Origin of the sequence: Akkermansia muciniphila, assembly GCF_040616545.1 — a bacterium.
In the GTDB taxonomy this organism is placed as follows: Bacteria; Verrucomicrobiota; Verrucomicrobiia; order Verrucomicrobiales; family Akkermansiaceae; genus Akkermansia; species Akkermansia muciniphila_E.
The window spans coordinates 736,935-763,064 of sequence record NZ_CP156688.1 but is presented as its reverse complement, the minus strand read 5'-3'; the positions used below and the strand labels follow the sequence as shown (position 1 = coordinate 763,064).

Here is a 26,130-nt window from a genome sequence, read left to right as displayed (position 1 = left end):
TGAACCGTTTATCAACAAAAAACCGCCCGGAAGAAGACTCCCGGGCGGTTGAAAGAGGTTTGGCCTGTGGGGCTTAGTTGCCGTACGGCTTGTTGACGCGGCTGAATTGCTTCAGGCGCAGGCCGTTCAGGTGGATGAAGCCTTCCGCGTCGTCCTGGTTGTACAGTTCCTCGTGGCCGCCTTCCATCGTGGCGATCTCTTCGGAGTACAGGGACTGCGGGGAACGGCGTCCGGCGTACATGACGTTGCCCTTGTAAAGCTTCAGGCGCACTTCCCCGTTGACGGTTTCCTGGGACTTGGTCACCAGGGCCTGGATGGCTTCACGTTCCGGAGCAAACCAGAAGCCGTTGTAAACCAGCGTGGCGTATTCCGGGATAAGGGAGTCGCGCACCTTCTGCACTTCACGGTCGATCGTGATCGTTTCAATGTCGCGGTGGGCTGCCAGCAGGATGGTGCCGCCGGGGGTTTCATAAATGCCGCGGCTCTTCATGCCCACGAAGCGGTTTTCCACAATGTCCACGCGGCCGATGCCGTGCTTGCCGCCCAGGGCGTTCAGCACGTACATGACGCCCAGCGGGCTGAGCAGGGTGTAGCCGTCGCGTTCGCCCTTCGGGGTGACGTCCAGCTCTTTCAGCAGGGCGGGCAGACCTTCATACTGAATGCCGACCACATCACCCTTTTCATACAGGAGCTGGATGTATTCGGCCTGGTCCGGGGCGTCTTCCGGAGAAACGGAGAGCTTGTACATTTCACGGTCCGCGGGAGTGGTGCCGTCATACCAGGTATCTTCCAGCATGCCGGCTTCAAAGGAGATATGGAGCAGGTTGCGGTCCATGGAATAAGGCTTCTTCAGGGACTGGCGGATCGGGATGCCGTGGGATTCCGCATAGGCGATCATTTCCGTACGGCCCGGGAACTGCTGCCGGAATTCAGGGTCGCGCCACGGGGCGATGACCTTGATGTTCGGGGCCAGCGCATTCACGGCCAGTTCAAAGCGCACCTGGTCGTTCCCCTTGCCTGTAGCGCCGTGGGCGATGGCGTCCGCCCCTTCACGGATGGCCAGGTCCACCATGTCCTTGGAAATGCAGGGGCGGGCGATGGAGGTGCCCAGCAGGTAGCGGCCTTCATACAGGGCGTTGGCCTGCATCATGGGAAAGATGTAGTTGGCGGCGAAGTCTTCCTTGAGGTCGCCGATGAAGCACTTGGAGGCTCCCGTAGCCAGGGCTTTGGCTTCCAGGCCGTCCAGTTCTTCCGCCTGGCCTACGTCCGCGCAGTAGGCGATGATTTCGGCATTGTACTTTTCCTTGAGCCACTTCAGAAGAACGGAAGTGTCCAGGCCGCCAGAGTATGCAACTACGATTTTCATGTGCGTCAATGATTAGTGTGCGGCGGCATGATGCCCCATTCCCCCCCCGGAGGAAAGGACAAAATCATGTTTCACCGCAGGCTTTTCCCGGAGCCTGCCGCCCCCTTCCCGTTTCACGTGTTTCCCGCCGTTTCCGGGTTCAAATCCCCCATGGAGGGCCGATAGCGTTTTCGCGCGCCGCCAGCCGTATTTTCAGAGCCGCCCGAATGCGCGCCATCCTCCAGAGTGTGCGCCTCATGTTTTCATCCTTTCCGGTGGGCGCCTGCTTTCCCGTCAATGGAACATCTGCTTGATGCGTATTTCAGGCAGAGTGGTTCTCGTCCGGCGGAAGAAGGAATGATTAGGAAGAGTTAAATAAATGGCCTTCTCCTTTTCCTCCGATAATGTCCCGCCTGCTTCTTTCTGCGCCCCTGTTGGCGGAAGAAGCAGGTGTTCAAGCTGGTGTGCGGAAGCCGCTGAAAAGGCCGGATGACATTGAAAACGGCTTGAATTTGATGAAATTGAAAAAAAGCGCTTGATTTTTCATCGCCGGGCCTCTACTTATTCCGCCGAACTTATGGCTAAGAAGAGCTGGATCGCAAGAGACAAGAAAAAGGCTGACACCGTCAAGCGCTACGCGGAACTGCGGGAGCAATTGAAGGCTGAGAAGGATTATATCGGTTTAACCATGCTGCCCCGCAATGCAAGCCCGACCCGTACGGTCAACCGCTGCCTTGTTTCCGGCCGCCGCCGCGCATTTATCCGCCGTTTCAAGCTTTCCCGTATTTCCTTCCGCGAACTGGCCAACGCCGGCATGATCCCCGGTGTGACCAAGTCCAGCTGGTAAGGCGGGAAAGGTTGCAGCCTTACAAAGATTTTGACGCTAGGCTGATTTTTATTTAGCCTAGCGTTTTACTATGCCCATATACGAGTATATTTCCGAGCACCCCGACGACCCCGCGCAGTCCTGCCCGGTGTGCCGCCGCGGTTTTGAATTGCGGCGTCCCGTGGACCGTGAGCCGCTTGAAAAGTGCCTGGTGTGCAAGCACCCGGTACGCAAGGTGATCAGCCGGGTCAATGTGCCGGAGGTCACCAAGCCCCTCTCCGTTTCAGACGCCAAAGCGGCAGGATTTACCGTGCTGGAACGCCGGGACAAGGGCGTTTATGAAAAACTGTAACCCGAAAGCCGGGAAATATCCCGGCGCTTTTTCCGTATACTACTAACAGAATGAATGATCCGGACCCTCTGAGTATTCTTGCGGCCTTCGGGGCCGCTGAAGCGCCTGCCGCTGTGCCGGCGCTGGGCGGGATGACGCTGGCAGTTGCCGGCCTGATCCTTTTTTTATTACTGAATGCGTTTTTTGTGGCGAGTGAGTTCGCCCTGATGAAGGTCCGGGGAAGCCAGTTGCAGGCTGGGGAAGGCGTTCCCGCGCGGACCCGGAGGAAGCTGGCTCTGGCGCGGAAGACGGTCAAGCATGTTGACCTGTATCTGGCGGCCTGCCAGGTGGGCATTACCCTCTCCTCTCTGGCGCTGGGATTTCTGGGCACGTTTTTCGTGGTTGAACTGACGGCCCCCTTCCTGTTTTCCTTGGGTCTGGAGGGCACGGCTCCCGTTTATGGCATGGCGCTGGCCGTTACGTTTATTTTCTTTGCCTGCTGCCAGGTGGTTTTTGGGGAGTTCATTCCCAAGGCGATGGCGGTACGCCATCCGGACAAGGCCGCCCTGGCGACGGTCCCCCTGCTGCGTTTCTTTTACGCGGTATTCAAGTATACGGGCATTCTGGGCCTGACCGGGGGAATAGCCCGGTTTGTGCTGAAGTACCTGCTGGGCATTGATCCCCGCTCCACCGCCTGCACGGTCCACAGCACGGATGAACTGATGTACCTGGTGCAGGAGAGCGAACGCTCCCGGGAGCTGACCAGGCAGGAAGCGGAGATTTCCAGGAACGCCCTTGAGCTGAACGATATGTGCGTCAAGGACGTGATGACCCCACGCTCCGAAGTGGACGTGATGGATCTGACGGCTCCCTTTGAGGAGAACTGGGAGCTTGCCCGGAAATCCCGCCACACCCGTTTTCCCCTGGTGGAAGGGGACCATCTGGACGAGGTGAAGGGATGGGTGCATGTGAAGGACCTGCTCAAGCTGGTGGGCCAGGATAATCCGGACCTGATGAGCGTGCGGCGCGAGTTGCGCGTGGTGCCGGATACGATGCCCCTGGACAGCCTGCTGACCTTTTTCCTGAAGGAACATTCCCATTTTGCCCTGGTAGTGGATGAATTTGGTGATTCCATCGGCCTGGTGTTCCTGGACGATGTGCTGGAACAGATCGTGGGGGACGACATTCAGGACGAGTTTGACCAGGAGGAAATGCGCGAATTCGTCAAGACCGGCAAGGACACGTATGCCGTCAACGGCGCCGTTACCCTGTTTGACCTGGCGGACTACCTGCCGGAAATGGATTTGGACTGTCCGGGCGTCACGACGCTGGGCGGTTACGTGATCAGCCGGCTGGGCTACATTCCGGAAGAGGGTGAGGAGTTGGTCATTGGCCGTTACCGGGCCGTGGTAACAGGGTCCGACGGCAGAAGAATCACGCAGATTCTGCTGACCCGGCTTCCGGAGGAAGAGGAGGAATAACCCCATGGCGGAAAAGTCACATCCGGACCTGAGCTTTGAGGCGGAGGCGCGTTCCTCCGGTTTTCTTTATGTGGCCGGGGTGGATGAAGCGGGCCGCGGACCATTGGCCGGGCCCGTGGTGGCGGGGGCCGTTATCCTGCCTGAACTGCCGGAAGAATTGGCGGGGCTGAATGATTCCAAGCAGTTGACCGCGGCAAAGAGGGAACGCCTGTTTCTGGCCCTGCTGGAGTGCGGGCGGGCGGTGTGCTCCGTGGGGGTGGCTTCCGTGGAGGAAATAGACCGGCTCAATATTCTGAGGGCCACCCATCTGGCCATGGCGCGCGCCGTGGAGGGGCTGGCCCCGCGTGCGGATTTCTGCCTGGTGGACGGCTTGCCCGTCAAGGGATTGCCCGTGCCGCACCGCGCCATCGTGAAGGGGGACGGGCGGAGCTTGTCCATTGCCGCCGCCAGCGTTCTGGCCAAGGTGACGAGGGACCGCATGATGACGGAGGCGGACGCCTCCTACCCGCAGTACGGTTTTGCAAAGCACAAGGGATATGGCACGAAAGCCCACATGGAGGCCCTGCGCAGGCATGGGCCTTGTCCGCTCCATCGCCGCTCGTTTGCGCCGGTTTCACAAATGGAACTGTCCCTCCCTGAATAGGGAGGAGCGGACTACGGAATGGCTGGGAAGGTACGGGGAGCTGGCTGCGGCCTCCTTCCTGCGTGCGGAGGGCTGTTCCGTGCTAAGGAGAAACTGGCGTCCCGTCAGGGGCGGGGAACTGGACATGGTGTGCCGTGACGGAGACTGCCTCGTCTTTGTGGAGGTGAAAACCCGTACGGGTAACGGGCATGGAGGCGCAAGGCGCGCCGTGAATGCCCGGAAAAGGGCGCTGATACGCCGGGGGGCTGCGGAATGGCTGCGCCAGCTTCCGGAACCGGCTCCCTTCCGGTATGATATTGTGGAAATCCTGTACCGGGAGAACCGTCCGCCGGAATGCAGGCGCATCCGCGGAGCGTTCGGGGAGAAGGATTTGCCCGTTTCATGAAAAGCGCCGCAGGCGCAGGGCGTTCAGGATGACGGAGACGGAGCTCAGGCACATGGCTGCCGCCGCAATGACGGGGGAAAGCAGGATGCCCCAGAAGGGATACAGGATGCCGGCGGCAATGGGGATGCCCAGGGCATTGTAAACGAAGGCGAAGCCCAGGTTGGATTTCATGTTCTTCACGGTGGCGGCGGAGAGGGCGAAGGCCTTGGAGATTACCAGCAGGTTTCCCTTCACCAGCGTGACGCCGCAGCTCTGCATGGCTACGTCTGATCCCGTTCCCATGGCGATCCCTACGTCCGCTTCCGCCAGCGCGGGCGCGTCATTAACGCCGTCCCCCGCCATGGCTACCACGTTATTCCCGTTTTTCAGGGAGGCAATGAGCGCCTGCTTGTCCGCCGGGGTCATTCCTCCGTGGAATTCGGAAATGCCCAGGTCCCTTGCCACGGCTTCCACCGTTGCCGGGGCGTCCCCGGAGGCGATGATGATGCGGATGCCCTGCGCGGCCAGGTCCGCCAGAGCCTGGCGCGTGTTTGTCCGGATTTTATCCGCCAGGGAAAAGGCTCCCGCCGCATGGCCGTCCACCGCGGCAAAGACGGTGACGCGGCCCTGCCTCCGCTGTTCCTCCACCCATGGCGCCAGCGGGGAAACGTCCACGCCCTGCTTCTCCATCATATCCGCCGTGCCCACACATACCTTGCTGCCCTGGAAGGTCCCGGCCACGCCTCCTCCCGGGAAGGACTGGAAATCCTCAATGGGTGACAGGGGGATTTTCTCCTCCCTGGCTTTCCGGATGAAAGCGCGGGCGATGGGGTGCTCGCTCCTCTGTTCCAGGGAGGCGCACCGGGCCAGCAGCGTATCCATGTTCACGTTGTTTGCCGTGGTGATGTTGACCAGGGAGGGCTTCCCTTCCGTAAGGGTTCCGGTCTTGTCCATCACCAGGACATTCACCTTGTGCATGGTTTCCAGGGAGGCGGCGTCCCGGAACAGGATGCCGAGGGTGGCCGCCTTTCCGGAAGCCACCATCATGGACATGGGCGTGGCAAGGCCGAGAGCGCAGGGGCACGCCACGATCAGGACCGCGACGGCATTCACCAGCCCGTGAGTCCAGCCCGGCTGGGGGCCCCAGAAGCCCCACGCGAAAAACGTCAGAACGGCGACGAGCGCCACGGCAAGCACGAAATACCTTGCCACCTTGTCCGCCAGCCTTTGCATGGGGGCCTTGGTCCTCTGGGCCTGGGCCACCAGGTTCACGATGCGTGCCAGGACGGTGTCATTCCCCACCTCCTGCGCCGTCATGGTGAAGGTGCCCGTGGTGTTCAGCGTGGCGCCGATCAGCTTGTCCCCGGGAACATGGGAGACGGGGATGGGTTCCCCGGTCAGCATGGATTCATCCACATCGCTTCCCCCTTCCTTCAGGACGCCGTCCACGGGAATCTTTTCTCCCGGTTTCACCCTCAGCACGTCGCCGGGCTGCACGTCCTTCAGCGGGATGTCTCTCTCCATGCCGTTGGGAACGACCAGATGGGCGGTGGAAGGAGCCAGGTTCATCAGGGCCCGGATGGCTTCCGCCGTGCGGGACCTGGCTTTCAGTTCCAGAACCTGCCCCAGCAGGCTGAGGGAAATGATGATGGCTGCCGCCTCATAATAGACGGGCACGTGCCCGTCATGGATAAAGACGGACGGGAACCAGCCGGGCACGATGGTGGCCGCCAGGCTGTATAGAAAGGCGATGGAGGTTCCGGCCCCGATCAGCGTCCACATGTTGGGATTGCGGGTTTTAACGGACTCCCAGCCACGGGCCAGGAGCGGCGCTCCGGCCCACAGGACCACGGGAGCGGCCAGAAGCAGTTCCACCCAGTTCTGGACTCCGGGGCTCATCCATGCGGCAAGATGGCCGCCCATGGAAATAATGAAGATCAGGATGACGAAAGGCAGGGAAAAATAAAAGCGCTTGCGGAAGTCGTCCAGCTCCGCGTGGTCCAGGACGGTGGCGGAGGGAAGCAGGGGCTCAAGCGTCATTCCGCAGATGGGGCAGGCGCCGGGATGGTTCTGCCGGATTTGAGGGTGCATGGGGCAGGTGTACACGGCGCCGGGGGTGTCCGGCGCCGGCTGCAGGGAGGAATGGCCCGTGTCCCCGTGATGGTGCATGGGCATGTCCATGCCCTCCATCTTCATGCCGTGTCCGTCGCCCGGAGGGCGGGAGAGGACTTCTTCCGGGGACTGCGTGAATTTGTCCCGGCAGGCGCGGCTGCAGAAAAAATAGGTTTTCCCCTGATAGTCAGCTTTCCAGGGAGTATCTTCCCGGACTTCACCTCCGCAGACGGGGTCTGTATGCGGGGAAACGCCATGACGGTCCCGTGGGCTGTTGCTCATGTCCATATGGAGAGTGAGACAATTCACGGTCCGTTGCCGTTCCGGGACAGCCATGATTGGGAAAACCGGGGAAACGGCTTCAAGTCCTCATTTCTCCAAAAGGGTGCGGATAGCTCCGCTATATTATATATAGTGCGGATGGAAAATCAGTCCGCCCGCAGCGCCAGGATGGCCTCCATGAAATCCTGGGGAATATCCATGCGGGCCAGTTCCTCCTGGAGGATGACGCCGTTGGCTCCGGCGTCCAGCATGCGGCGCGCGTCCTCCACGGTACGGATGCCCCCCGCCGCAAGCACGGTGACGGAGGCGGGGATTTCTTCAATCAATTTTTCCGTAACGGCCGGATTGGCCCGGAGGGTGTGCGGGTCCGCATTATTGATGCAGACAAATTCCGCTTCCAGGTCCATGACGGTTTCAAGCTCCTCCAGGGTGTGGACCTCCATCATCACGTCCAGCCCCAGCCCTGCGGCCATGCGGTACAGGGACTCCAGGTCCTTTTCCGGCAGGGCCGCGGCAACCAGGTTCACGGCGTCCGCTCCGGCCACGATGGCCTGGCAGATCATGGCCGGATGAATAAACACGTCACGCGCCATGACGGGAACGGCGCTGATTCTGGAAACGGTGGAGACCATGTCCCAGGAACCGCCGTACACCTCCGGGTCCACGGCGATGGAAATGCCCTGCGCCCCGCCCTGGATAAACATGCCGTACTGGTGGCGGAGGTCTTGGTTCTCTTCATGGATGTTGAGGACGGGATGGGCCCTGGCGATCTCCGGGACGACGGAGAGGCGGTTTTCCCCAAGGTCCACGGCGGTTCTGAATCCCGCATAATCGTTCCTTTGAATGGCGGAGGCCCGTAATTTCCCTTCCAGGGGAAGGATTTTTTTCAAATCGGCGCGTTTGCGCTCCAGAATGCTGTTTAAATAATCCATATGTTACTTTTTGGGCAGGAAATAGGAACGTTGCTTTTCGGAAACGGGGAGGCCGGCCTGTTCCATGACGCACAGCATGTCCTCCCAGACCTTTCGCTTTTCTGAAATATCTTCAGTGCGGAGAAGGTAGCTGGGATTATAGGTGACGCGCACGGGCGTATCGAACGCCGTGTGGAACGTTCCCCTCAGGGCGGAAAGCGGCGTTTCTCCGGATTGGAGGATGCCCCTGGCGGCGATGGCCCCCAGGGCTACCACTACTTTGGGCCTCACCAGCAGGATTTCTTCCCGCAGAATGGGGAGGGAGACCTCTATCTCACGGTCCGTGGGCGGCCGGTTGTTGGTAAGCTGCCGGGGAAGGGCGGGGCGGTACTTGACCAGATGGGTCAGGTAGATGTCGGAACGGGAAAGACCCATGGCCTTCAGCATGGCGTCCAGCTTCTCCCCGGAGGGACCGGCCAGGGGAATGCCCTGCTTTTCTTCATACAGGCCGGGAGCGTCCGTCACCATCATGATGTCAGCCCTGGGGCTGCCGGAGGAAAAAACGGGCGTGTCCCGCAGGGAGTCCATGTTACGGAGCGGGGGCCAGTTAACGACCAGTTCACGGAGGGAGGCGAGCTTTTCTTCCTCGGTTTCTCCTTCCAGGTCAAAGGAAACATGGCGGGGCACGGCTGCTTCTTCCTCCGTTTTGCCCGGCTGCACCCCGTTGAGAATGGCCCGGAGCTCATTGCCGAAGGAAACTTCATCCACGGAATCCGGCTGGGACTGGTCCTGCATTTCCGGCTGTTGCGGTGTTTCTCCGGTTCCGGGCAGGGAGGGAGGGCAGGGAGGGATTTCCCCCCGGGCAATTCTGCGGGCGTCCATGACCCATTTCCTCAATACCGTTCTGGCCTCTTCCGTGACGGCGGCTTTCTCCACTCCCCGGGATAACAGGGCGCGCAGATAATCCAGCGTGAGGTGTTGGGGCAGGCCGGGGGACATGTTCGTTCCGAATTGTAATCTATTTCCGGAGGGATGCAACAGCCCATTGGGTGTACGCCCTCCTGCCGGAAAGGGGCGCGTGGCATCACATGGAAAGCGCCGCTGAGAAGAAGAATAAGTGTAAAAAAGGAGGAAATGCTGTAAAATACCAATCTCTTTCCTACCCCGGCAGGAGCGACGCAGGCCTTTGCGGCAGTTGAAGGAAACAGGGCGTGAGCGAGCGAATATGAAAAGAAAGCAGCCTTTGGGCGTGTATTGATGCAGTAACCGCGGAGGCCGGCGGCCCTCCCTATGGGGCCATTTCTCCGCCCCGGTTGGCGGTTTGGCCGCCGCAAAGCGTTTCCGTTTTCCATAACGCTCTCTTTGCCAGCCTGTGTTCTCTTTTATGCACAGCGCTTCATTAACGCTTTTGCCCCGGGGAGCGCTTCGGTATTCCGCCGGGCAAAAATTTCATTTCCCGTTCTCTTTTCTCCGCCTGCATGCCGTGATATTTGAAAATGGGCGCGGAACAGCCGGCGGAAGATGGTTGAAAATCCCCGGAACCCTGAACGGTAAAGGGAAATTCGTTCAACGGAAGACGCGGGTTTTCTGCCGCTGACGGCTTCTTCGTAACTGGGCTATTGAACTTTTTTAGGGAATCTTTTGAAGGATTGAGGCGGATTTTGGTGCACATTGCATTTATTATCAGTGAGATGTGTTAAAAATAAAAAAGTGTGTCGTGATATGATAGGAAAAGATGTTTCGTGAAGTATATTATTTGTCATGATATGACAAAAATGCGGCATGTTTTGTATATTACTTATTTTTAGTGATTTATATTAATGGCTTTTCCTTGTTTGGGAGGTGGTGGGCGAAAAAAAAGGATTGCCAAGGTAGAAATTATTTCGTAACCAAGAGCCGCCGTTGTCGTTTTTCCGACTTCCGCACATGGCCTGAAGGTTCTGCCGGAGTGATTGCCGTGTGTGTGGCGCCTAACATCATACCGCATGAATTTAAGAATAATTGCCACCCTGTCCTGTGCCGTAGCGGCAATGTTTGTCAGCAGTTGCTCGACGAACGGAGCTGTAACCGGCATGGAGAAATCCAGTAGTGACGCCCTTGTTTTGGCCCGTGCAGGTGAAACAGCCAAGGGGTTTGTTCAACCCCTGGCGCCGAGCCGTTCGGCAGTGCCTTCTTCCAAGCTCCCCAAGCTGGGGCGCGACAAACACAAGATGCCGTTTTATCATCCAGCCCAGCGCACCCGTGTGGTACGCACCACGGCTTACACCCATTCCGAACGCGACCATCTGGCCTACGGACCCCGGAATGCCGTTGGTACGACGCTGAAATACACTTCTTCCGTACGCAGCGCCGCTGCGGACTGGTCCGTTTACCCTCTGGGAACAACCTTCCGCATCAAGGGCCAGCCCTACCTCTACGTTGTTGACGATTATGGAAGCGCCCTCGTAGGCACCGGAACCGTTGACATTTACCAGCCCAATAAAAAGCTGATGAAGGAATGGGGACGCCGCTACGTGGAACTGACCATCGTCCGCTGGGGAGACCCTGCCAACAGTCTGGAAGTGCTCGGCAGCCGCCGCGGCTACAGACACTGCCGCGCCATGTATGCGGCCCTGCAGCAGCGCGTGTCCAAGGGCCTTTACGCCAAGGCTGACTGACCGTCTTCCTGAACCCCTTGCCTGAAGCGCCGCCGTTCATGGGAATGGCGGCGCTTTTTTTATTTTCCGCCATGGAGCTGAATGGTAGTCTGGCGGCATGGATACGAAAAAACGTGCTTCCATTGTCCGGGAGGAACTCATGTCCCTGTACGGGAACCCTCCCATTCCGCTGACGCACCGTGACCCCTATACCCTCCTGGTGGCGGTCCTGCTGTCCGCCCAGTGCACGGACAAGCGCGTGAACCTGGTGACGCCGGCCCTGTTTGCCCTGGCTTCCACCCCGGAAGAAATGGCCCGGCAGGACGTGGAAGCTGTCCGGGAAATTGTGCGGCCCTGCGGACTCTCGGAAAGAAAGGCTTCCGCCATTGTCAACCTCAGCCGCATCCTGGTGGAAAAATACCAGGGAAAGGTTCCGTGTGACTTCCAGGCGCTGGAATCCCTCCCGGGCGTGGGGCATAAGACGGCCTCCGTCGTCATGGTGCAGGCCTTCGGCATTCCCGCCTTCCCGGTGGATACCCATATTTTCCGCCTTTCCCGGCTCTGGGGGCTCAGCAAAGGCAAAACGGTGGAGGCCGTGGAGCGTGACCTGAAAAGCCTTTTCCCTGAAAATACGTGGGGAGAACTCCATCTCCGCATTGTTTTGTACGGCCGTGAATACTGTCCGGCGCGGGGATGCGGAGGGAAGTGCCCGATCTGCAGCCGCCTGGCCCGTGAAGACGGTTCCGCAGGGGCCTGAATTTTTGACAGGGCCCGAATTCAATGCTTGCAAGTCTGAATTTGCATGCTTTAATACACCAGTATCTTTTCGAACAACCATATCACTTAAATTATGAAGAACCTTTTTAGACTGGGTTTCCGTTTTGCCGCATTTGCTTCCGTCCTGATGGCTGCGTTTTCTACATCCGCCTTTGCTCAGGAAGCTGCTGAAGCCGCTGCTCCTCAGGAACAGACCATGCTTGACAAATGGATCATCGCCGGTGGTTGGACCATGATTCCGATTATGCTCGTGGAAGCATTCATCGTTTTCCTGGTGATCTACAACATGGTTGCTCTGAAAAAGGAAAAATTCTGTCCGGAAGACCTTAAGGTTACCCTGCTGCAGCTGATGGCAGAATGCCGTATCCGCTCCGCCATTGAAGTGGCCGCCGGCAGCCCCACCTACCTGGGACGCCTGGTTGCGTATGCCCTGCCGAACGTGGACGCCACCCGTCCGGAAGACCTTGGCAAGGACGCCATTGAAGACGCCGTGGCGGACTTCACGGCCAATGAAAGCCGTTCCGTATTCAAATGGATCAACATGCTTGCCCTTTGCGCGCAGATTTCTCCCATGCTCGGCCTCTTCGGCACGGTGCAGGGGATGGTGGGCGCGTTCGGCACGCTGTCCAGCGCCGGCCAGGCGGACCCCACCCAGCTTGCGGGTGACATCTCCGTGGCTCTGTTGACGACCTTCTGGGGCCTGATCAACGCCATTATCGCCACGCCGTTCTTCTTCTTCCAGAAGGGCATTGCCAACGCCCAGATCGCCGAGTGCATCGGCACCGTGCAGGAAATGGTGAACACCTCCATCAACGTGGTGAACGCCGAAGCCCAGCTTGCCCGCATCCCCGAAGGCCTGGCCTGATCGCCGGGGCAGATGGTCCGGTCCGGAAGTTTCCGCCCAGGCGGAGCCGGACCGGAGAATCCCAACCAAATGTAGCTTATGGGTAAGAAAAAAGCCAATGTAGCAGCCGAAGAAGAGAGTGGGGAAATGGATATGTCCCCCATGATCGACATGGTGTTCCTCCTGTTGATCTTCTTCGTGGTGAACGCTACGGCCATTACCGTTAAAAAGGATAAGAACATTCAGATGCCTACGGCCAGCAGTTCCGGCGAAGTGAAATCCGCCAACGGCTGCATCGTGGTGAATGTGTACGGGGAAGGGGAAGGAAAGCGTCCTCCCGGCGTAGACCCAAGCGTCCGCTGGGCTTCAGACGTCAGTACGCCGCTCAACTCTCCGGATGAACTGAAGGAATATATCAAAAACCTTGCCGAACGCTTTAAGGACAAGCCGGATTTTGAGACCCGCCTCTATCTGCGCGGTGACCAGAAGGCTCTGTTCAAGGGGTCCAGGGAAGTGATCCGAGTGGCTGCGGAATGCGGTGTGGTCAAGGTGATCTTTGCCGTACTGCCCTCCAAGAACACCTCTGCAAACAAGGCTGAATAACCATTACGCACCATGGCAAGACATAAGAAATTGGAGATGGTTGAGGATGAAGATCCCAAGCTGGATATTTCCTCCCTCATCGACGTGTGCTTCCTTCTGTTGATTTACTTCATTGTGGCGACCTCCCTCATTCAGGAACGCAAGCTGGACATGTCCATGCCGGGGCGGACTCAGGGAGAAAATGCCTCCCAGATTGAACCGGCCCTGATCCGGATTATCAAGGACGGCACCATTTACTGGGGCAAGGACAACAGCCTCATGATCGACAACGACATGAACAACCACAACCTGGCGACGCTCGTGCAGCAACTGGAAGCCAAAAAGCAGGAAGCCAGCGCCGTGGGCACCAAGCCGGTGGTTCAGTTGTGGGTGGAGGGTGACGTTCCCCACCAGCGCGTCATTGACGTGATGAACGCCTTGACGGAAGCCGGGATTACCACAGTGGCCCTGACGGACCTCAAGGACGACTAAGCCATTCGCGGATAGGCCCGTGTTATTGATTTTCAGCTTCCGGACGCCTGTTGGGCGCCGGAAGCTTTTTTTGTTGAATCAAGGGACGGAAGAATTCCGGGAAAAGATGATTGGCTGGCGCAGAAAACCGGAGAAACCGTTTCTTTACTCCTTAGGACTTCTTCATCAGGGCCCTCCGCTTTTATTTCTCTTCTTCCGCGCTCTCTTTTACGGTAACGGGAATGGCCTTTTTTATCCTCTGGTGAAGGGGGAAGGGCGCCTGGCGGTCGTTCCGTTGATGGCCGGAATCCGCTTCTGCCGGGAATGCCGGATTTTTTTGAAAGAGCAGGATTTCCGGAAGTAAAAAGGCCTTTTTGGTTCCAAATCCAACCCTCCGCTAAGGAAACGCAGGCGGGTAGAACTTTCTTGCAAGGATGACTAAAAAGACAGAACTTTCTGCTTTAGAGTTCGCCACATCCTGTTAGAATGACGCAATCCATTACAGATAGGTGCATTCCGTGCATTCGCACAAGTGTTTTTCTATCTATTATCTCTTCTGTTTCAACGAATTTTAAACACATGATCAAATCAAACTATACTACTGCACTGGCTGCAGGCCTGGTTTCCGTGTTGAGCATTGGGGCGGTGATGCCGTCCAGTGCACAGCATGGCCCGCGCGATTACCAGCGCACGGCCCTGACCGCCATGAAGGAAGGCAAGTGGCAGGAAGCCCTGGATGCCGTGGACCGCTGCATCCGCGTTTACGAGCCCCGTATCAAAACGCTGGGGCTTGATGACGGCTTTGGCTGGTTCTATTACCAGAAGGGCGTCTGCCTGGCCCAATTGAAGCAATACAAGGAAGCTGTGGAAGCGTTCAAGGCCTGCTACACCAAGTTCCCGAGCGCCAAGAACCAGCTCGTGAAAATGGCTCTGTTCCGTGAAGGGGAAAACTACTGCCGCCTTGGCGATTTTGCCAAGGGAGCAGAGCTGCTGGAAAAATTCCTGAAGGAGTACCGCAGTGATCCTGTCGCCAGGAACGTCAATGCCGGTGAAGTCCAGGGGCTGCTGGCCCAGTGTTATTTCAAGATGGATCCGCCCTCCTTTGAAAAGGGGCTGGAAAACCTTACCGCCTGCGTCAACTCCCGCTACAAGGGGCGCCGCATTACGGATGCCGTGATTACCAACGCCTTTCTGGCGATGGTGGACGCCGCTATCAAGACCGGCAAGTGCCAGGAAACGGTGAAATTTGTGGAAGCCCATCCTTCCGTGATGAACATCAGCCCCACCCGCGTGGCGCTGTATGCTCCCCGGCTGGTGAGCAACATTGCGGAGGTGCTCGGAAAATCCAGCGCTCTTCTTCAGGAAGGAAAGCAGAAGGAATCTGAAGATTACGCCTCCCTGGCCCTGGTGCTGATGGGGCTCCTGCCGGACCAGGCCGGAGTGATGGCGGACGCCAACCATTCCCTGGACCGCCTTGGCCGCGCCAACGGAGCGGTGCCCGGCGTGACGGACCTTTCCCACACGCTGGACAGGACGAAGGTGAACGCTCTGATCGAACAGTTCAACAAGATGAAGGAGGAAGGCAAGGTCATGGACGCCTTCACGTTCAGCTTCATGGGCAACCAGGCCCTGGTCCACGGCTCCCAGAGGGTGGCCCGCGCCGCCTACAAGCTCATCAATGATTCCTACCCGGACGCCCCGGGCAGGGAAGACAACCTGTACTACCTGGCCATGACCACGTGGCAGCTGGGAGAAGCGGACAAGGGCGGCGAGCTGGTGGCCCAGCACCTGAAGGAATTCCCGAATTCCAAGTATGCCCCCATGCTGAATACGCTGTCCCTGGAGGGCCTCCTGAAGGACAAGAAATTTGATCTCTGCGTCCAGCAGGCGGACAAGGTCATGGAGCTGCACAAGGACGACCCCACCCACAAGTTCTATGAACTGGCCCTGTACTGCAAAGGCGCCTCCCTGTTCAACCTGGGCGCTGCCGACGCCGCCCGCTACAAGGAAGCGGTGCCGGTGCTGGAACGCTTCGTGAAGGAATACCGGGACAGCTCCTACCTGAAAACGGCCATGTACCTGCTGGGTGAAACCTACACGAACCTGGGCAACATGGATGAAGCCATCCAGGCCTTCACCAATTACATTGCCCGTTTCCCGGACAAGAATGACGCCAACATGGCGGCCGTGCTGTATGACCGGGCCTTCAATTACCTGAACCGCAAGAACCCCGGAGACGAGGAGCTTGCCACGGCGGATGCGAAGGAAATCGTGGACAACTTCAAGGACCACCGCCTGTTCCCGTATGCCAACAACCTGCTGGCGAACCTGTACGCCGGCAGCAAGGAGCATGAACAGGAAGCGGAAGGCTATTTCCTGGCCGCGCTGGAATCCGCCAAGAAGCTGGGCGACAAGCGCCCCGCCGCGGAAGCCGTGTACAACCTGCTTATCAATGCCACCAAGAAGCCTCTTCCCGTGGAGCCCAAGGAAGCCGTGGAGGCTGCCAAAACGGCGCGCCGCGACGAAGTCAAGAAATGGTATGACGAGTACTGGAAGAACAGCGACCAGCCCGGCAGCCGCTACAGCCTCCAGCTGGCGGCCGCAGCCATGGACTTCTTCAAGGACGACAAGGAAATGTTTGATCCGGCATCCGTCAAGATGCAGGAAGTCATCGTGCGGGAAGGCAAGAAGGATGATCCCAAAATGACCGTCCTGCTGGAAGAAGCCGTCAACTCCTACACCAAGACGTACATGGCAGGCAATCAGGCCCTGGGCCGCAATCTGGACGCCAACGCCATGCGCAACCACTTCTACCGCTTCCCCGGCGTGGATAATGACAAGGACAAGACGCTGAGCGCCATGCTCCGCATGGCCGTCATTGCCCAGACGCAGGAACGTTATGAAAAGGCCCCCACGGAAACGGATGAACAGCGTGCCGAAAAAGCCGCTCTGGAAGGCCTGGTCAAGCAGCTCTTCGTGGAGCTGAAGCGTGACTTCAAGCCCTCCGACCTGCCTCCGTACACGCTCGTGAAGCTGGGCATGCACCTGGCCAATACGACCCAGCCGGAAGAAAGCATCGCCTACTTTGATGAAATCCTGGACCCCTCGGAACCGGATCCGGTGCGCAAGAAGGCCCGCATCAACGGCGTGTCCAAGTACCGCAAGAATGCGATCTTCGGCAAGGCCGTGGCTCTGGGCCGGAGCAAGGACACCGCCAAGGTGGACACCGCCATCAAGATGATGAAGGATGAACTCAGCAAGGAGGAATCCAGCGCCAACCCGGACCGCAAGGCCATGGAAGACGCCCAGTACAACCTGGTCAAGTTCACCTCCGCCCGCCAGGACTGGCCCGCCGTCATTGCCGCGGCGAACAAGTACCGCGAGAACAAGGCGTACAAGAAGAACCTGCCGGAAGTCCTCTTCCTCCAGGGCCAGGCCTACCTTCAGCAGAATGAGCTGGACAAGGCCCTGATCAACTTCATGAACATCACGGGCACATACAAGGGCCTCGTGAAGTGGTCCGCTCCCGCCGTACTGGCCCAGATGGATACGCTCTGGAAACGGAACAACATGTCCCAGGGCGCGGGCAAGCAGCCCTCCGACAGGTATGTTGCCTGGAAGGCCGGCACCCAGTACGTCCAGTTGCTGGATACTCCCGCCAACCGCAAGAAGATGACTGCGGAAGACAGCGCCCTGGTCAATGAGGTGAAGGATAAGACCGCCAAGTTCGGTTCCGATCCCGCCGTCAGCCAGGAACGGGCGGACATCGCCGCCTATGAAGCCGCCATCCGCGGCGCCAAGGGCCAGAAGTAACAACAAAAGGTTTAGCAATCAACAATATGAAAGCACTTTCAGTAATAATGGTACTGGCCGGCCTGTCCACCCTGGTTCCGGCCATGGCGCAGAATGTCCAGAACGCCCAGCGCCTGCGCGCCCGGGTATCCGCCCAGAGCATCAAGAATGGACGCCCTACGGATATTTTCATCCTTTCCTCCAATGGCCCTACGGTCCAGTTTGTGGAAACCAGGGAGTCCCAGGAAGTTCTCCAGCAGATGGCCAGCGCCTTCAAGACGCTGTACATTTTTGAAACGGATGACTTTGTGGACGCCAAGGTGGCCATGGAAAACCGGAAATACCAGGAGGCGCGCAACAAGTTCCACGCCCTGGTTAACAAATATGCCTCCACCCTTTCCATCAAGGACAGCCTGTCCGCCCGGGCGGCCGTTTATGAATTGGAAGCCGCCATGCGCATGATGGACTGGGCCGGGGTGAAAGCCCTGGTGGCCAGGTTCCCCGTGAGGGCCGGCAACCTGTCTCCCTCCGCCCAGGATGATCTGGAGGTAGCCAAAATCATGGCCCTCATCCCGGACAAGGACTGGAACGGCCTGAAAAGCCGCGCTGCGTCCTTCCTGGCGACCAAGAAGAACGCCACCCGCCTTCAGCAGGCGCGGATGAAGTACGCCCTGGGCGCCGCCGCCATGGTGGCCCAGGATTGGAACAAGGCTCTGGATGACTTTGCGGAAGCCCTGGTGCTGCTGCATGGTTCCGATGAAGAACTGGCCTCCGCCTGCGTGGTCCGTTCCCTGGATGCCTACCTGCGCATGCCGGACGTGGCCAAGTTCCTTGAAGACTCCGCCGTGGCGGCTGCCGTGGAAGCCAGAAAGCATAATCCTGAAACCGTGATCCCGGACATGCAGATGAAGGCGCGGCCCGCTCATGTCAAGGAAGCGGCGGCGTTGTACCGTCTGCATGAACTGATGCTTCCGGACAGGAAGCTGCCGGCCAAGTATGACGGCTTTGCGGTTTCCTACAAGCATCCTTCTGCGCCCGCAGCGGCCCAGGATGCCGCTAAGGCTCCTGCGCAGGCTCCCGCCCAGCCGGAGAAAAAGCAGTAATAAACTGGCGCGGCAGGTTTTCCCCCTAGCCGCCTATCATTTACCAGGGGCTGTCTTCCTGTGAAGGGAGGCAGCCCTTTTGCCGTTCTTCGGCCGTTTCTTCATGAAGGAGCATTCGGAATTCCGGAAAGGAGGCCGTGCCGTACGGGCTGAGGCATGTTTTTCTGGAAACGCAGGCCCGTGCTTTGTTCCGTTCTGGTCCGGAATACGGAAAAACGGCATGGCCGTTTAAAGCTTCAATGGCGGCCTGGGCCTCCCCTCCTTCAAGTTGGGAGGAGGGAATGAAGAATCCCGCATGGACCGACGGCGTGGCAGGTAAAACCCGCTGGCTGGAGAACAGGGGCGCGAGGTTTTTCTGTAGTATATGGTCTGGAGGGCGGCGTCAAGCCGAGGCGCGGCGGTGTAGCACAGACAGGGAGAAGCCAGGCAGGCGCAGGGCGGCCGCGGACGGCATTATGGCTGTGGAATAAAGTGGCGTGCCTTCATGGTAACATGCTCCGCAGGTGGCCGGGAGGGCTGCCATGCCGGAACGGGTGCACGGAGGGGAACCCCGTTCGTGCAACAAGTTGGCCACGGGGAACGGCGGGGAAGAAGGGCTTACCCCAGGACAGGAGCGCTTTTCACGTCCTCCATCCATTTCCTGTACAGGTCCGGGGAGATTTCAGAGGGCTTGATTTCCGAACGCTCTCCCCAGAAGACCGCCGTGTGCAGCACGGGAATGCCCACGGCTTCCAGATGGCGGTCAATGGCCGCCTTATGCTCAAGCACGGCATTTTTTTCCAGGCCGTGCACCACGCCCATGATCTGCGCGCCGCCGAAGATGTCTCCGCCGGTTCTCCAATAGCAGTGGGTCATGCAGATGTGGCGGCCGCATTCCGCTCCCGCCCGGATTTCCATGCCGGCGGGAACCGTCCAGTGGAACAGCCCGTTGTATTTGGTGACGGGGCCGTCATCCGTTTTGGCCCGTACGTGTTCCAGGAAGGTGGCAAAGCGGCCTATCACCTGCTTCCGGTCCAGTTCTTCCGCCGTGCGGCAGTATTCCTCCGTTTCCAGGCCAGCCTGGGCGGCCCGGAGGGACCAGGGGTCTTCCACCATTTCCTCCGGTCTGAGCTGTTCTTTCACGGAAAGGAGCACCTTCCATTCCTGACCAGAGAGGGAAACGGTTTTCGTTTCCTGCATGGGGGCCGGGTCCGGGGTCTTGTCCCCCGGTTGAAGGCCCCTGCGGCGCATGTGACCCACCCCCAGCGCAAAGACGCCGCGTGCGGGCAGCAGAACGTAGTTCTCCGCGCCGATGTGATGCTTGAGAATATCGCAGTGTTCCTCCAGTGTTCCGCAGCCCACGGGCACCTTGACCGTGGTCCAGAGCCTGTAATGGGAGCCGGGATTGGAGGCATCCGTGTTGCGGAGCACCACGTGGCCCGTGAAGGGGTCCTGCTCCTTCATCCAGTCAAAGGCAGCATCCAGGTTCTCCTCCGGCAGGGACCAGGCCACCAGGGCTCCCTGCGCCAGCTTGGTAGCCAGCAGCGTCTGGCGCACGCGGCGCACCACCCCGGCCTCCATCATGGCTTTCAGGCGCTCAATGACCACCGGGACGGGATGTCCGCATTGTTCGGAAATAGCATGAAAGGGCAGGCGGCGGAAACCCTTGACGCGGTCTTCCGCCACCATCAGGATGTCTGTGTTGACGGGATCGTTCGGAGAGGAGGGAATGCTGTTCATGACGGGTTAAAAAAGGGCCGGGCGATGGTGTCGCCCGGCCCGGAAAGCCGGAGTTGTTTTTTTGGTTTTACTGCCCGGACTGGTACAGGGCCTTGTTGTCGTACCGGGCGTCGTAAATGGCGAAGGATTCGCGGTGCTGGTTGTGGTCTCCGCGGAAGATCAGCCTGCCGCTGTGCTGGCGTTCCAGCTCCATGAGGAGGCTGGCGTCTTCATTCTTGAAGCGGGAGAGCACTTCCGAGTTCACGACGATGACCATGTCCCCGATGGTGTCCCGGTATTTCTGGATGCAGGCGTAAATCTGGCGCTGGATTTCCACGCTCATGGTCATCACGGATTTGACGCGGCCGCGGCCTGCGCAGTACGGGCATGGATCATGGACGGATTCCCGGAGGCTTTCATTGAGCCGCTGGCGGGTCATTTCCATCAGGCCGATGGGGGTGATCTGGAGCACCTGGGTCTTGGCCTTGTCACGCTTCAGGCGGTCCTTCATGGCCTTGTACACGGCCTGCTGGTCCTTCCGGTGGCGCATGTCGATGAAGTCCACCACCACCAGGCCGCCGATGTTGCGCAGGCGGAGCTGGCGGGCGATTTCATACGCGGCTTCCAGGTTGGTGTCCAGAATGGTCTTGTCCAGGTCCTTGGTGCCTTTGTTGCGCCCGGTGTTCACGTCAATGGCGATCAGGGCTTCCGTCTCGTCAATCACCAGGTAGCCGCCGCAGGGCAGGAGCACCTGCCGCTGGAAGGCTTCATTGATTTGCTTTTCAATCCCCAGTTCTTCAAAGATGGGCGTGCGCACGGGGAAGTGCTGGATATGGCGCTTGGCGCGGCGGGAGATTTTCCCCGCAATGGAGCGCATGTGCTCCGTGGTTTCCGCGTCGTCGCAGATGATGTTGTCCACGGTGTCCGTCAGGAAGTCCCGGGCCGTGCGTTCAATCAGGTCCGGTTCCTTGTACACGCAGACGGGGGCGGCATTGGCCTCCTTCTTTTCCTCCACGCCGTACCATTGCTCCAGCAGCATGGCGAGGTCGCGGACAAAGTGGCGGTAGCGCTGGCCCTGGGCCACCGTGCGCATGATGATGCCCATGCCGTCCGGCACGTTCAGCTTCTGCATGATTTGGCGCAGGCGCAGGCGTTCCTTGGGGTCTTCAATCTTGCGGGAAATGCCGAACTGGTCCGTGAAGGGCATCAGGACCAGGTAGCGGCCCGCCAGGGAGACGTTCGTGGTGACGCGGGGGCCCTTGGTGCCGATGGGACCCTTGGTGACCTGCACCATGATTTCGGAGCCGATGGGGTAGATGTCCGGAATGTCCTTGGACGTGATTTTGCGCTGCTGCTTCTTCGGGCGCCCTTCGCGTTCGATTTCTTCCAGGCTGGAATCCAGCGCGGCGGGCAGGGCGTCCCAGAAGTGGAGGAAGGCGTTCTTTTCCTGGCCGATGTCCACGAACATGGCCTTCAGGCCCGGCTCGATGTTTTTGACGCGGCCCTTGAAGATGCCGCCTACGATGTTGTCTTCGCCTTCGCGCTCGATGGTGTATTCTTCCAGTACGCCGTTTTCCAGAAGGGCTACGCGGCGTTCAAGTTTCTCGGCATTGATGATGATGGTGGAGCCTTCCATGGGATCACAGGATCCGAAGCCGAAGGCTCTTTTAATTTTTTTAAGCATTTTTGTAAACACGGGGTGTGAGTAAGCTAGGGTGTGCTATTGCCCGCAATGTTCCCGGGGGGCCGTCTCCCGTCAGGAGAGGCTGGAATTCAAGCTGTGGAGATGGCCGGAAAGGAGTCATGCAGGCAGATGCGTGGATGTGATGCGGCAGTACGTCAGGGGCAAGCCCGGAGCGATGGGGCTCCGGAGATTTCGTCTTCAGTCTTCCGCGTCAGTAACATTAGTGAAGAAGTCCAGTTCCTGAAGGGCCTTTCCGGTACCTTCCGCAACGGCGCTCAGCGGATCTTCCGCAATGTGGATGGGCAGGCCGGTCTGCTCGTGAAGGAGCTGGTCCAGCCCGCGCAGCAGGGCGCCTCCGCCGGCCAGAACGATCCCCCGGTCCACAAGGTCGGCGGCCAGTTCGGGGGGGCAGCGTTCCAAAGTCGTCCGCACGGCGTCAACAATCGTGTTGAGTTGTTCCGTGAGCGCTTCACGCACTTCTTCTGATCGGATTGTCACTGTCTTGGGCAGGCCCGCGACCAGGTCGCGGCCCTTGACCTCGATAGAGAGTTCCTGGGGCAGGGGATAAGCGGAGCCGATGCGGATTTTGATGTCCTCGGCGGTGCGTTCCCCGACCATAAGATTGTAGGTTCTCCTCATGTAGGAGATGATGGCGTCATCCAGCTCATCCCCGGCGCAGCGCACGGAACGGCTGTAAACGATGCCGGAGAGGGAAATGAGCGCCACTTCCGTGGTGCCGCCGCCGATGTCCACGATCATGTTGCCCGCGGCCTCCTGTACCGGAAGGCCTACGCCGATGGCGGCGGCCATGGGTTCCTCAATCAGGTGCACGCGGCGCGCGCCTGCCGCCTCCGCGGATTCCTTGACGGCCCTGCGTTCCACTTCCGTAATGCCGGAGGGGATGGCGATCAGCACGCGGGGCTTGATCAGGTAATACCTGGCGGTAGCCTTTTTGATGAAGTAACGGAGCATTTCCTCCGTGATGTAGAAGTCGGCAATGACGCCGTCCTTCAGCGGCCGGATGGCCGTGACGGAGCCGGGGGTGCGGCCCAGCATGCGCTTGGCTTCGTCCCCCACGGCCAGAACCTTGTCCCCCTTGACGGCGACGACCGAGGGCTCGCGCAGAACAATGCCCTGGTCCTTGACGTTGACCAGCGTATTGGCGGTTCCCAGGTCAATGCCAATGTCATAGGAGAAAAGTTTGACAATTTTCTGAAAGAAAGATGACATAAAAAACTAGTGGATAAAGGCGTAGTCCTGAAACAGCCGGAGGAGGAACGCCACGCTTTTTCCTTTTCACGGGACTGAAAGCCTGGCACCCGGACCGGGGCTGCGGGATAATCCCGTACAGGACGAATCGACTATGAAAAAACATGCCTTCCAGGTCAAGCGGAAGATGCCGGATGACATATGTATTTGCATTATCTGCAAGGATGTACTATAGGAATGAAAGATGGCGGCAATGTTTCTCCGTATATCAAAATCACATTTACCTATTCATTGATGAAAGTCACTAACATCCTAGTCGCGGCGGCTTGCGTAGCCGGTTCCTTCTCTCTTTATGCCGATACGGTTTCCGACCAGGAAGAAGCTGCGTCATCCACGGGAGCCTATTCCGTGGCGGGAGCCCTCCGCCTGCCGGAGAATATAACGAAAAGGGATGTCTACGGCATGAACGTGGGCTGGAAGCTGTTCAAGGGGAAGAATGCCCCGGAGGGAATAACCAGTCCGGATTTTAACGATTCCTCCTGGGAATCCGTCAACCTTCCCAACGGCATTGAGCTTCTCCCGGAAGAGGCCAGCGGCTGTTCCAACTACCAGGGGCCGGCATGGTACCGGAAGACGTTCACGCCCCCCGCCCAGCTGGAAGGAAAGAGGAACACCCTGTATTTTGAAGGCATCATGGGAAAGAGCGAGGTTTGGGTGAACGGGGAAAAGGCCGCGGAGCATTTTGGCGGGTATCTTCCCGTGATCGTTAATCTGGACAAGTGGCTGAAGCCGGGGCAAAAGAACGTCATCGTCGTGAAGACGGACAATTCCAACGACGGTTCCTATCCTCCCGGCAAGCCCCAGGAGAATCTGGATTTCTCCTACTTCGGGGGCATTTACCGTGACGTTTACCTGATTTCCACCGGCCCCGTGTACATCACGGACGCGAACGAGGCCGGAACCGTGGCCGGCGGCGGCGTCTTTTTCCGTACGGAATCGCTTGATCCCCGCACCCGCAAGGGCAAGGTGGGAGTGAAGGTGCAGGTGGCCAACCAGACGGACAAGGAGCAGAAGGTGCGCGTGCAGGCGTTGATGACGGACCCCAAGGGCGTGGACCCCGTCGGGGAGACCGCTCCCTTGGTCATCCCGCCCCACTCCACGGGTGAAGTGGACATTCCCCTGGAAATATCCAATGTGAAGCCGTGGTCCCCGGATAATCCCAATTTGTACACCCTGAGCGTGGAAGTGTGGAACGCCGCGGGCGGAAAGAATGCCAAGGATCCGGCCCACCTGCTGGACAACCGCTCCATGAGGGTGGGCGTCCGCACGGTGGAAATTACGGATAAGGGGCTGGTGCTGAACGGCTCCTTGTTCCCTGAAAAGCTGATCGGCGGCAACAGGCACCAGGATTTTGCCCGGCTGGGGAATGCCGCGCCCAACAACCTGCAATGGCAGGACGCCGTGAAGCTGAGGAAGGCGGGCATGCGCGTGATCCGGAGCGCCCACTATCCGCAGGATCCGGCCTTCATGGATGCCTGCGACCGTTTGGGCCTGTTCGTCATCGTCGCTACGCCGGGCTGGCAGTTCTGGGGCAAGGGGCCTTTTGCGGACCGGGTGTATGACGACATCCGCCAGATGGTGCGCCGGGACAGGAACCACCCCTCCGTGATGATGTGGGAGCCCATTCTGAACGAGACCCATTACCCGGCGGATTTCGCCAAGAAGGCCCGCGACCTGGTGCATGAGGAATATCCGTACAAGGGCTGTTACACCGCTTGTGACGCGGTGGCCCAGGGGAACCAGCATTACGAGGTGCTGTACGCCCACCCGGCCACGGGGGACAAGCACTGGTCCATCAAGGAGCGGAAGGACAGCAAGCCGTACTTTACCCGTGAATTCGGGGATAACGTGGATACCTGGTCCGCCCACAATTCCACCTCCCGCGCGGCGCGGCACTGGGGGGAAGGCCCTATGATGGTGCAGGCGCTCCATTACCTCAAGACTTCCTTTCCCTTCACCACGTATGATACGCTGAACGCCGCTCCGGCCTATCACTTCGGCGGCTGCCTGTGGCACCCCTTCGACCACCAGCGCGGCTATCATCCGGACCCGTTCTACGGCGGCATTCTGGATGCCTTCCGGCAGCCCAAGACCTCCTATTACGCCTTCATGTCCCAGCGGCCCCAGAAGACGCGCAACGAACTTGGTTCCGGTCCCGTGGTGTACATCGCCAACGAGTGCACGCCCTTTTCTCCGGAGGATGTGACCGTGTTTTCCAACTGTGATTCCGTTCGCCTGAGCGTCAACGGCGGCGCCCCGGTGGAAAAGAAGGTGGCTTCCTATCCCAACGGCCTCAGGCGCGTTCCCGTCGTGTTCCCGAAGGCCTGGGATTTCATGGAAAACAAGAAGCTCTCCCGCGGCGGCAAGGAAGGCGCGGTGAAGCTGGTGGCGGAAGGCCTGATAGGCGGCAAGGTGGTGACCAGGCATGAAGTGCGGCCGGCCCGCAGGGCGGAAAAAATCCGGCTGCGCCTGGACCGTGAGGAAGGCGTGGACCTGTGCGCCAACGGTTCCGACGTGTTTGCCGTGGTGGCGGAAGTTACGGACAACCGCGGAACGGTGAAGCGTCTGAATGACGAGGAACTTGTCTTCACCGTGGAAGGCCCTGCCGAGCTGCTGACGGATTCACCGGACGGTACCCTCACCCAGCCCGTCAAGTGGGGTTCCGCTCCGGCGCTGGTGCGCCTGGGCACGAAGCCCGGCACGGTGACGGTGAAGGCCTCCGTGAAGCACCCGGGCTCCCAAAAACCCGTCTCCGGCGTCTTAAAGTTTGACACGAAGGCCCCCGGGTTGAAAATGCTCTTCACGGAAGATGCCTTAGGCAAGGTGAAGAAGAACGCCGGCGCGCCGTCTTCCGCGGAAGCTCCTGCCTCAGAACGGGAGAAATCCCTCCAGCTGGAGCTGGAAAAGGTGCGCCATGAACTCAACTCCCTGCGCAATGACAAGGTAAGCGCCCAGCAGACACACTTTGAATAAAGGAAG

22 protein-coding genes are annotated in these 26,130 nt (G+C 59.2%); 14 read left to right on the top strand and 8 right to left on the bottom strand.

All coding sequences use genetic code 11. The features are described from left to right. Positions 1 to 73: 73 nt before the first annotated feature. On the bottom strand, positions 74 to 1,366 hold the full coding sequence (locus ABGM91_RS03140; protein WP_354833600.1) for an argininosuccinate synthase: 1,293 nt from the start codon (positions 1,364 to 1,366) through the stop codon (positions 74 to 76). A 383-nt stretch (positions 1,367 to 1,749) separates the two neighbouring features. Between ABGM91_RS03140 and ABGM91_RS03135 the strand changes: the two genes are divergently transcribed. The 6 genes from ABGM91_RS03135 to ABGM91_RS03110 all read left to right on the top strand — a co-directional run bounded on the left by ABGM91_RS03135 (position 1,750) and on the right by ABGM91_RS03110 (position 5,011). Then, positions 1,750 to 1,884 carry a hypothetical protein gene (locus tag ABGM91_RS03135; RefSeq protein WP_354833598.1) on the top strand — a complete coding sequence of 45 codons (135 nt, stop codon included), beginning with the start codon at positions 1,750 to 1,752 and terminating at the stop codon, positions 1,882 to 1,884. Positions 1,885 to 1,922: 38 nt separating this feature from the next. Continuing rightward, the gene (gene rpsN / locus ABGM91_RS03130) at positions 1,923 to 2,192 is read left to right on the top strand and encodes a 30S ribosomal protein S14 (protein ID WP_102712261.1); all 270 of its coding nucleotides are present in this window, start codon (positions 1,923 to 1,925) and stop codon (positions 2,190 to 2,192) included. A gap of 70 nt (positions 2,193 to 2,262) precedes the next feature. Continuing rightward, positions 2,263 to 2,523 carry a zinc ribbon domain-containing protein gene (locus ABGM91_RS03125; RefSeq protein WP_102725458.1) on the top strand — a complete coding sequence of 87 codons (261 nt, stop codon included), beginning with the start codon at positions 2,263 to 2,265 and terminating at the stop codon, positions 2,521 to 2,523. A 50-nt stretch (positions 2,524 to 2,573) separates the two neighbouring features. Further along, positions 2,574 to 3,983 (top strand): hemolysin family protein, encoded by a 1,410-nt coding sequence (locus ABGM91_RS03120; protein WP_354833595.1) that lies wholly within the window; start codon positions 2,574 to 2,576, stop codon positions 3,981 to 3,983. 4 nt (positions 3,984 to 3,987) lie between these two features. Beyond that, a complete protein-coding gene (locus tag ABGM91_RS03115; protein ID WP_290566478.1) occupies positions 3,988 to 4,626 on the top strand; it encodes a ribonuclease HII in 639 nt (212 codons plus the stop codon). Beyond that, a complete protein-coding gene (locus tag ABGM91_RS03110; RefSeq protein WP_354833592.1) occupies positions 4,586 to 5,011 on the top strand; it encodes a YraN family protein in 426 nt (141 codons plus the stop codon). Before ABGM91_RS03115 ends, ABGM91_RS03110 begins: the two co-directional genes overlap by 41 nt. On the opposite strand, the gene ABGM91_RS03105 is transcribed toward ABGM91_RS03110, so the two are convergent. The 4 genes from ABGM91_RS03105 to ABGM91_RS03090 all read right to left on the bottom strand — a co-directional run bounded on the left by ABGM91_RS03105 (position 5,006) and on the right by ABGM91_RS03090 (position 9,967). Further along, positions 5,006 to 7,384: a heavy metal translocating P-type ATPase gene (locus ABGM91_RS03105; protein ID WP_354833590.1), complete on the bottom strand. Its 2,379-nt coding sequence runs from the start codon at positions 7,382 to 7,384 to the stop codon at positions 5,006 to 5,008. The genes ABGM91_RS03110 and ABGM91_RS03105 overlap by 6 nt on opposite strands. Positions 7,385 to 7,530: 146 nt before the next feature. Next, the gene (locus ABGM91_RS03100; RefSeq protein ID WP_354833588.1) at positions 7,531 to 8,316 is read right to left on the bottom strand and encodes a hypothetical protein; all 786 of its coding nucleotides are present in this window, start codon (positions 8,314 to 8,316) and stop codon (positions 7,531 to 7,533) included. A gap of 3 nt (positions 8,317 to 8,319) precedes the next feature. Next, entirely contained in the window at positions 8,320 to 9,294 is a 975-nt protein-coding gene (locus ABGM91_RS03095; protein WP_354833587.1) for a uracil-DNA glycosylase, read from the bottom strand. Positions 9,295 to 9,694: 400 nt separating this feature from the next. After that, entirely contained in the window at positions 9,695 to 9,967 is a 273-nt protein-coding gene (locus tag ABGM91_RS03090; protein ID WP_354833585.1) for a hypothetical protein, read from the bottom strand. 400 nt (positions 9,968 to 10,367) lie between these two features. On the opposite strand from ABGM91_RS03090, the gene ABGM91_RS03085 reads away from it, so the two are divergent. The 7 genes from ABGM91_RS03085 (at position 10,368) to ABGM91_RS03055 (ending at position 18,500) form a co-directional block, all read left to right on the top strand. Further along, positions 10,368 to 10,952 (top strand): 3D domain-containing protein, encoded by a 585-nt coding sequence (locus tag ABGM91_RS03085; protein WP_354833583.1) that lies wholly within the window; start codon positions 10,368 to 10,370, stop codon positions 10,950 to 10,952. Between the two features lie 97 nt (positions 10,953 to 11,049). Beyond that, on the top strand, positions 11,050 to 11,688 hold the full coding sequence (gene nth, locus ABGM91_RS03080) for an endonuclease III (protein WP_354833581.1): 639 nt from the start codon (positions 11,050 to 11,052) through the stop codon (positions 11,686 to 11,688). Positions 11,689 to 11,835: 147 nt separating this feature from the next. Beyond that, a complete protein-coding gene (locus tag ABGM91_RS03075; protein ID WP_354833579.1) occupies positions 11,836 to 12,573 on the top strand; it encodes a MotA/TolQ/ExbB proton channel family protein in 738 nt (245 codons plus the stop codon). Positions 12,574 to 12,651: 78 nt separating this feature from the next. Then, a complete protein-coding gene (locus ABGM91_RS03070) occupies positions 12,652 to 13,155 on the top strand; it encodes a biopolymer transporter ExbD (RefSeq protein ID WP_354833577.1) in 504 nt (167 codons plus the stop codon). A 12-nt stretch (positions 13,156 to 13,167) separates the two neighbouring features. Continuing rightward, positions 13,168 to 13,626 (top strand): biopolymer transporter ExbD, encoded by a 459-nt coding sequence (locus ABGM91_RS03065; protein ID WP_354833575.1) that lies wholly within the window; start codon positions 13,168 to 13,170, stop codon positions 13,624 to 13,626. A gap of 558 nt (positions 13,627 to 14,184) precedes the next feature. Continuing rightward, a complete protein-coding gene (locus tag ABGM91_RS03060; RefSeq protein ID WP_290566385.1) occupies positions 14,185 to 17,418 on the top strand; it encodes a tetratricopeptide repeat protein in 3,234 nt (1,077 codons plus the stop codon). 26 nt (positions 17,419 to 17,444) lie between these two features. Further along, entirely contained in the window at positions 17,445 to 18,500 is a 1,056-nt protein-coding gene (locus ABGM91_RS03055) for a hypothetical protein (protein WP_354833573.1), read from the top strand. Positions 18,501 to 19,097: 597 nt separating this feature from the next. Here ABGM91_RS03055 and ABGM91_RS03050 read toward each other — a convergent pair. The 3 genes from ABGM91_RS03050 to ABGM91_RS03040 all read right to left on the bottom strand — a co-directional run bounded on the left by ABGM91_RS03050 (position 19,098) and on the right by ABGM91_RS03040 (position 23,112). Next, positions 19,098 to 20,219: an Lrp/AsnC family transcriptional regulator gene (locus ABGM91_RS03050; protein ID WP_354833571.1), complete on the bottom strand. Its 1,122-nt coding sequence runs from the start codon at positions 20,217 to 20,219 to the stop codon at positions 19,098 to 19,100. Positions 20,220 to 20,286: 67 nt separating this feature from the next. Then, positions 20,287 to 21,882, bottom strand: a complete 1,596-nt coding sequence (locus ABGM91_RS03045) for an Rne/Rng family ribonuclease (RefSeq protein ID WP_180972294.1) — start codon at positions 21,880 to 21,882, stop codon at positions 20,287 to 20,289. A gap of 198 nt (positions 21,883 to 22,080) precedes the next feature. Beyond that, on the bottom strand, positions 22,081 to 23,112 hold the full coding sequence (locus ABGM91_RS03040; RefSeq protein ID WP_012419593.1) for a rod shape-determining protein: 1,032 nt from the start codon (positions 23,110 to 23,112) through the stop codon (positions 22,081 to 22,083). 273 nt (positions 23,113 to 23,385) lie between these two features. Here ABGM91_RS03040 and ABGM91_RS03035 point away from each other — a divergent pair, with 273 nt between their 5' ends. Then, the gene (locus ABGM91_RS03035) at positions 23,386 to 26,124 is read left to right on the top strand and encodes a glycoside hydrolase family 2 TIM barrel-domain containing protein (protein WP_354833566.1); all 2,739 of its coding nucleotides are present in this window, start codon (positions 23,386 to 23,388) and stop codon (positions 26,122 to 26,124) included. Positions 26,125 to 26,130: the final 6 nt, after the last annotated feature.

Excerpts from the sequence above, each read along its gene's own strand:
- ABGM91_RS03105 (WP_354833590.1), bottom strand. The coding sequence starts at position 7,384 with ATGAGCAACAGCCCACGGGACCGTCATGGCGTTTCCCCGCATACAGAC.
- ABGM91_RS03095 (WP_354833587.1), bottom strand. The coding sequence starts at position 9,294 with ATGTCCCCCGGCCTGCCCCAACACCTCACGCTGGATTATCTGCGCGCC.
- ABGM91_RS03135 (WP_354833598.1), top strand. The coding sequence starts at position 1,750 with ATGTCCCGCCTGCTTCTTTCTGCGCCCCTGTTGGCGGAAGAAGCAGGT.
- ABGM91_RS03140 (WP_354833600.1), bottom strand. The coding sequence starts at position 1,366 with ATGAAAATCGTAGTTGCATACTCTGGCGGCCTGGACACTTCCGTTCTT.
- ABGM91_RS03100 (WP_354833588.1), bottom strand. The coding sequence starts at position 8,316 with ATGGATTATTTAAACAGCATTCTGGAGCGCAAACGCGCCGATTTGAAA.
- ABGM91_RS03040 (WP_012419593.1), bottom strand. The coding sequence starts at position 23,112 with ATGTCATCTTTCTTTCAGAAAATTGTCAAACTTTTCTCCTATGACATT.
- ABGM91_RS03045 (WP_180972294.1), bottom strand. The coding sequence starts at position 21,882 with ATGCTTAAAAAAATTAAAAGAGCCTTCGGCTTCGGATCCTGTGATCCC.
- ABGM91_RS03090 (WP_354833585.1), bottom strand. The coding sequence starts at position 9,967 with ATGTGCACCAAAATCCGCCTCAATCCTTCAAAAGATTCCCTAAAAAAG.
- ABGM91_RS03125 (WP_102725458.1), top strand. The coding sequence starts at position 2,263 with ATGCCCATATACGAGTATATTTCCGAGCACCCCGACGACCCCGCGCAG.
- ABGM91_RS03060 (WP_290566385.1), top strand. The coding sequence starts at position 14,185 with ATGATCAAATCAAACTATACTACTGCACTGGCTGCAGGCCTGGTTTCC.
- ABGM91_RS03070 (WP_354833577.1), top strand. The coding sequence starts at position 12,652 with ATGGGTAAGAAAAAAGCCAATGTAGCAGCCGAAGAAGAGAGTGGGGAA.
- ABGM91_RS03075 (WP_354833579.1), top strand. The coding sequence starts at position 11,836 with ATGGCTGCGTTTTCTACATCCGCCTTTGCTCAGGAAGCTGCTGAAGCC.
- ABGM91_RS03055 (WP_354833573.1), top strand. The coding sequence starts at position 17,445 with ATGAAAGCACTTTCAGTAATAATGGTACTGGCCGGCCTGTCCACCCTG.
- nth (WP_354833581.1), top strand. The coding sequence starts at position 11,050 with ATGGATACGAAAAAACGTGCTTCCATTGTCCGGGAGGAACTCATGTCC.
- ABGM91_RS03115 (WP_290566478.1), top strand. The coding sequence starts at position 3,988 with ATGGCGGAAAAGTCACATCCGGACCTGAGCTTTGAGGCGGAGGCGCGT.
- ABGM91_RS03085 (WP_354833583.1), top strand. The coding sequence starts at position 10,368 with ATGGAGAAATCCAGTAGTGACGCCCTTGTTTTGGCCCGTGCAGGTGAA.
- ABGM91_RS03120 (WP_354833595.1), top strand. The coding sequence starts at position 2,574 with ATGAATGATCCGGACCCTCTGAGTATTCTTGCGGCCTTCGGGGCCGCT.
- ABGM91_RS03065 (WP_354833575.1), top strand. The coding sequence starts at position 13,168 with ATGGCAAGACATAAGAAATTGGAGATGGTTGAGGATGAAGATCCCAAG.
- ABGM91_RS03035 (WP_354833566.1), top strand. The coding sequence starts at position 23,386 with ATGAAAGTCACTAACATCCTAGTCGCGGCGGCTTGCGTAGCCGGTTCC.
- rpsN (WP_102712261.1), top strand. The coding sequence starts at position 1,923 with ATGGCTAAGAAGAGCTGGATCGCAAGAGACAAGAAAAAGGCTGACACC.
- ABGM91_RS03050 (WP_354833571.1), bottom strand. The coding sequence starts at position 20,219 with ATGAACAGCATTCCCTCCTCTCCGAACGATCCCGTCAACACAGACATC.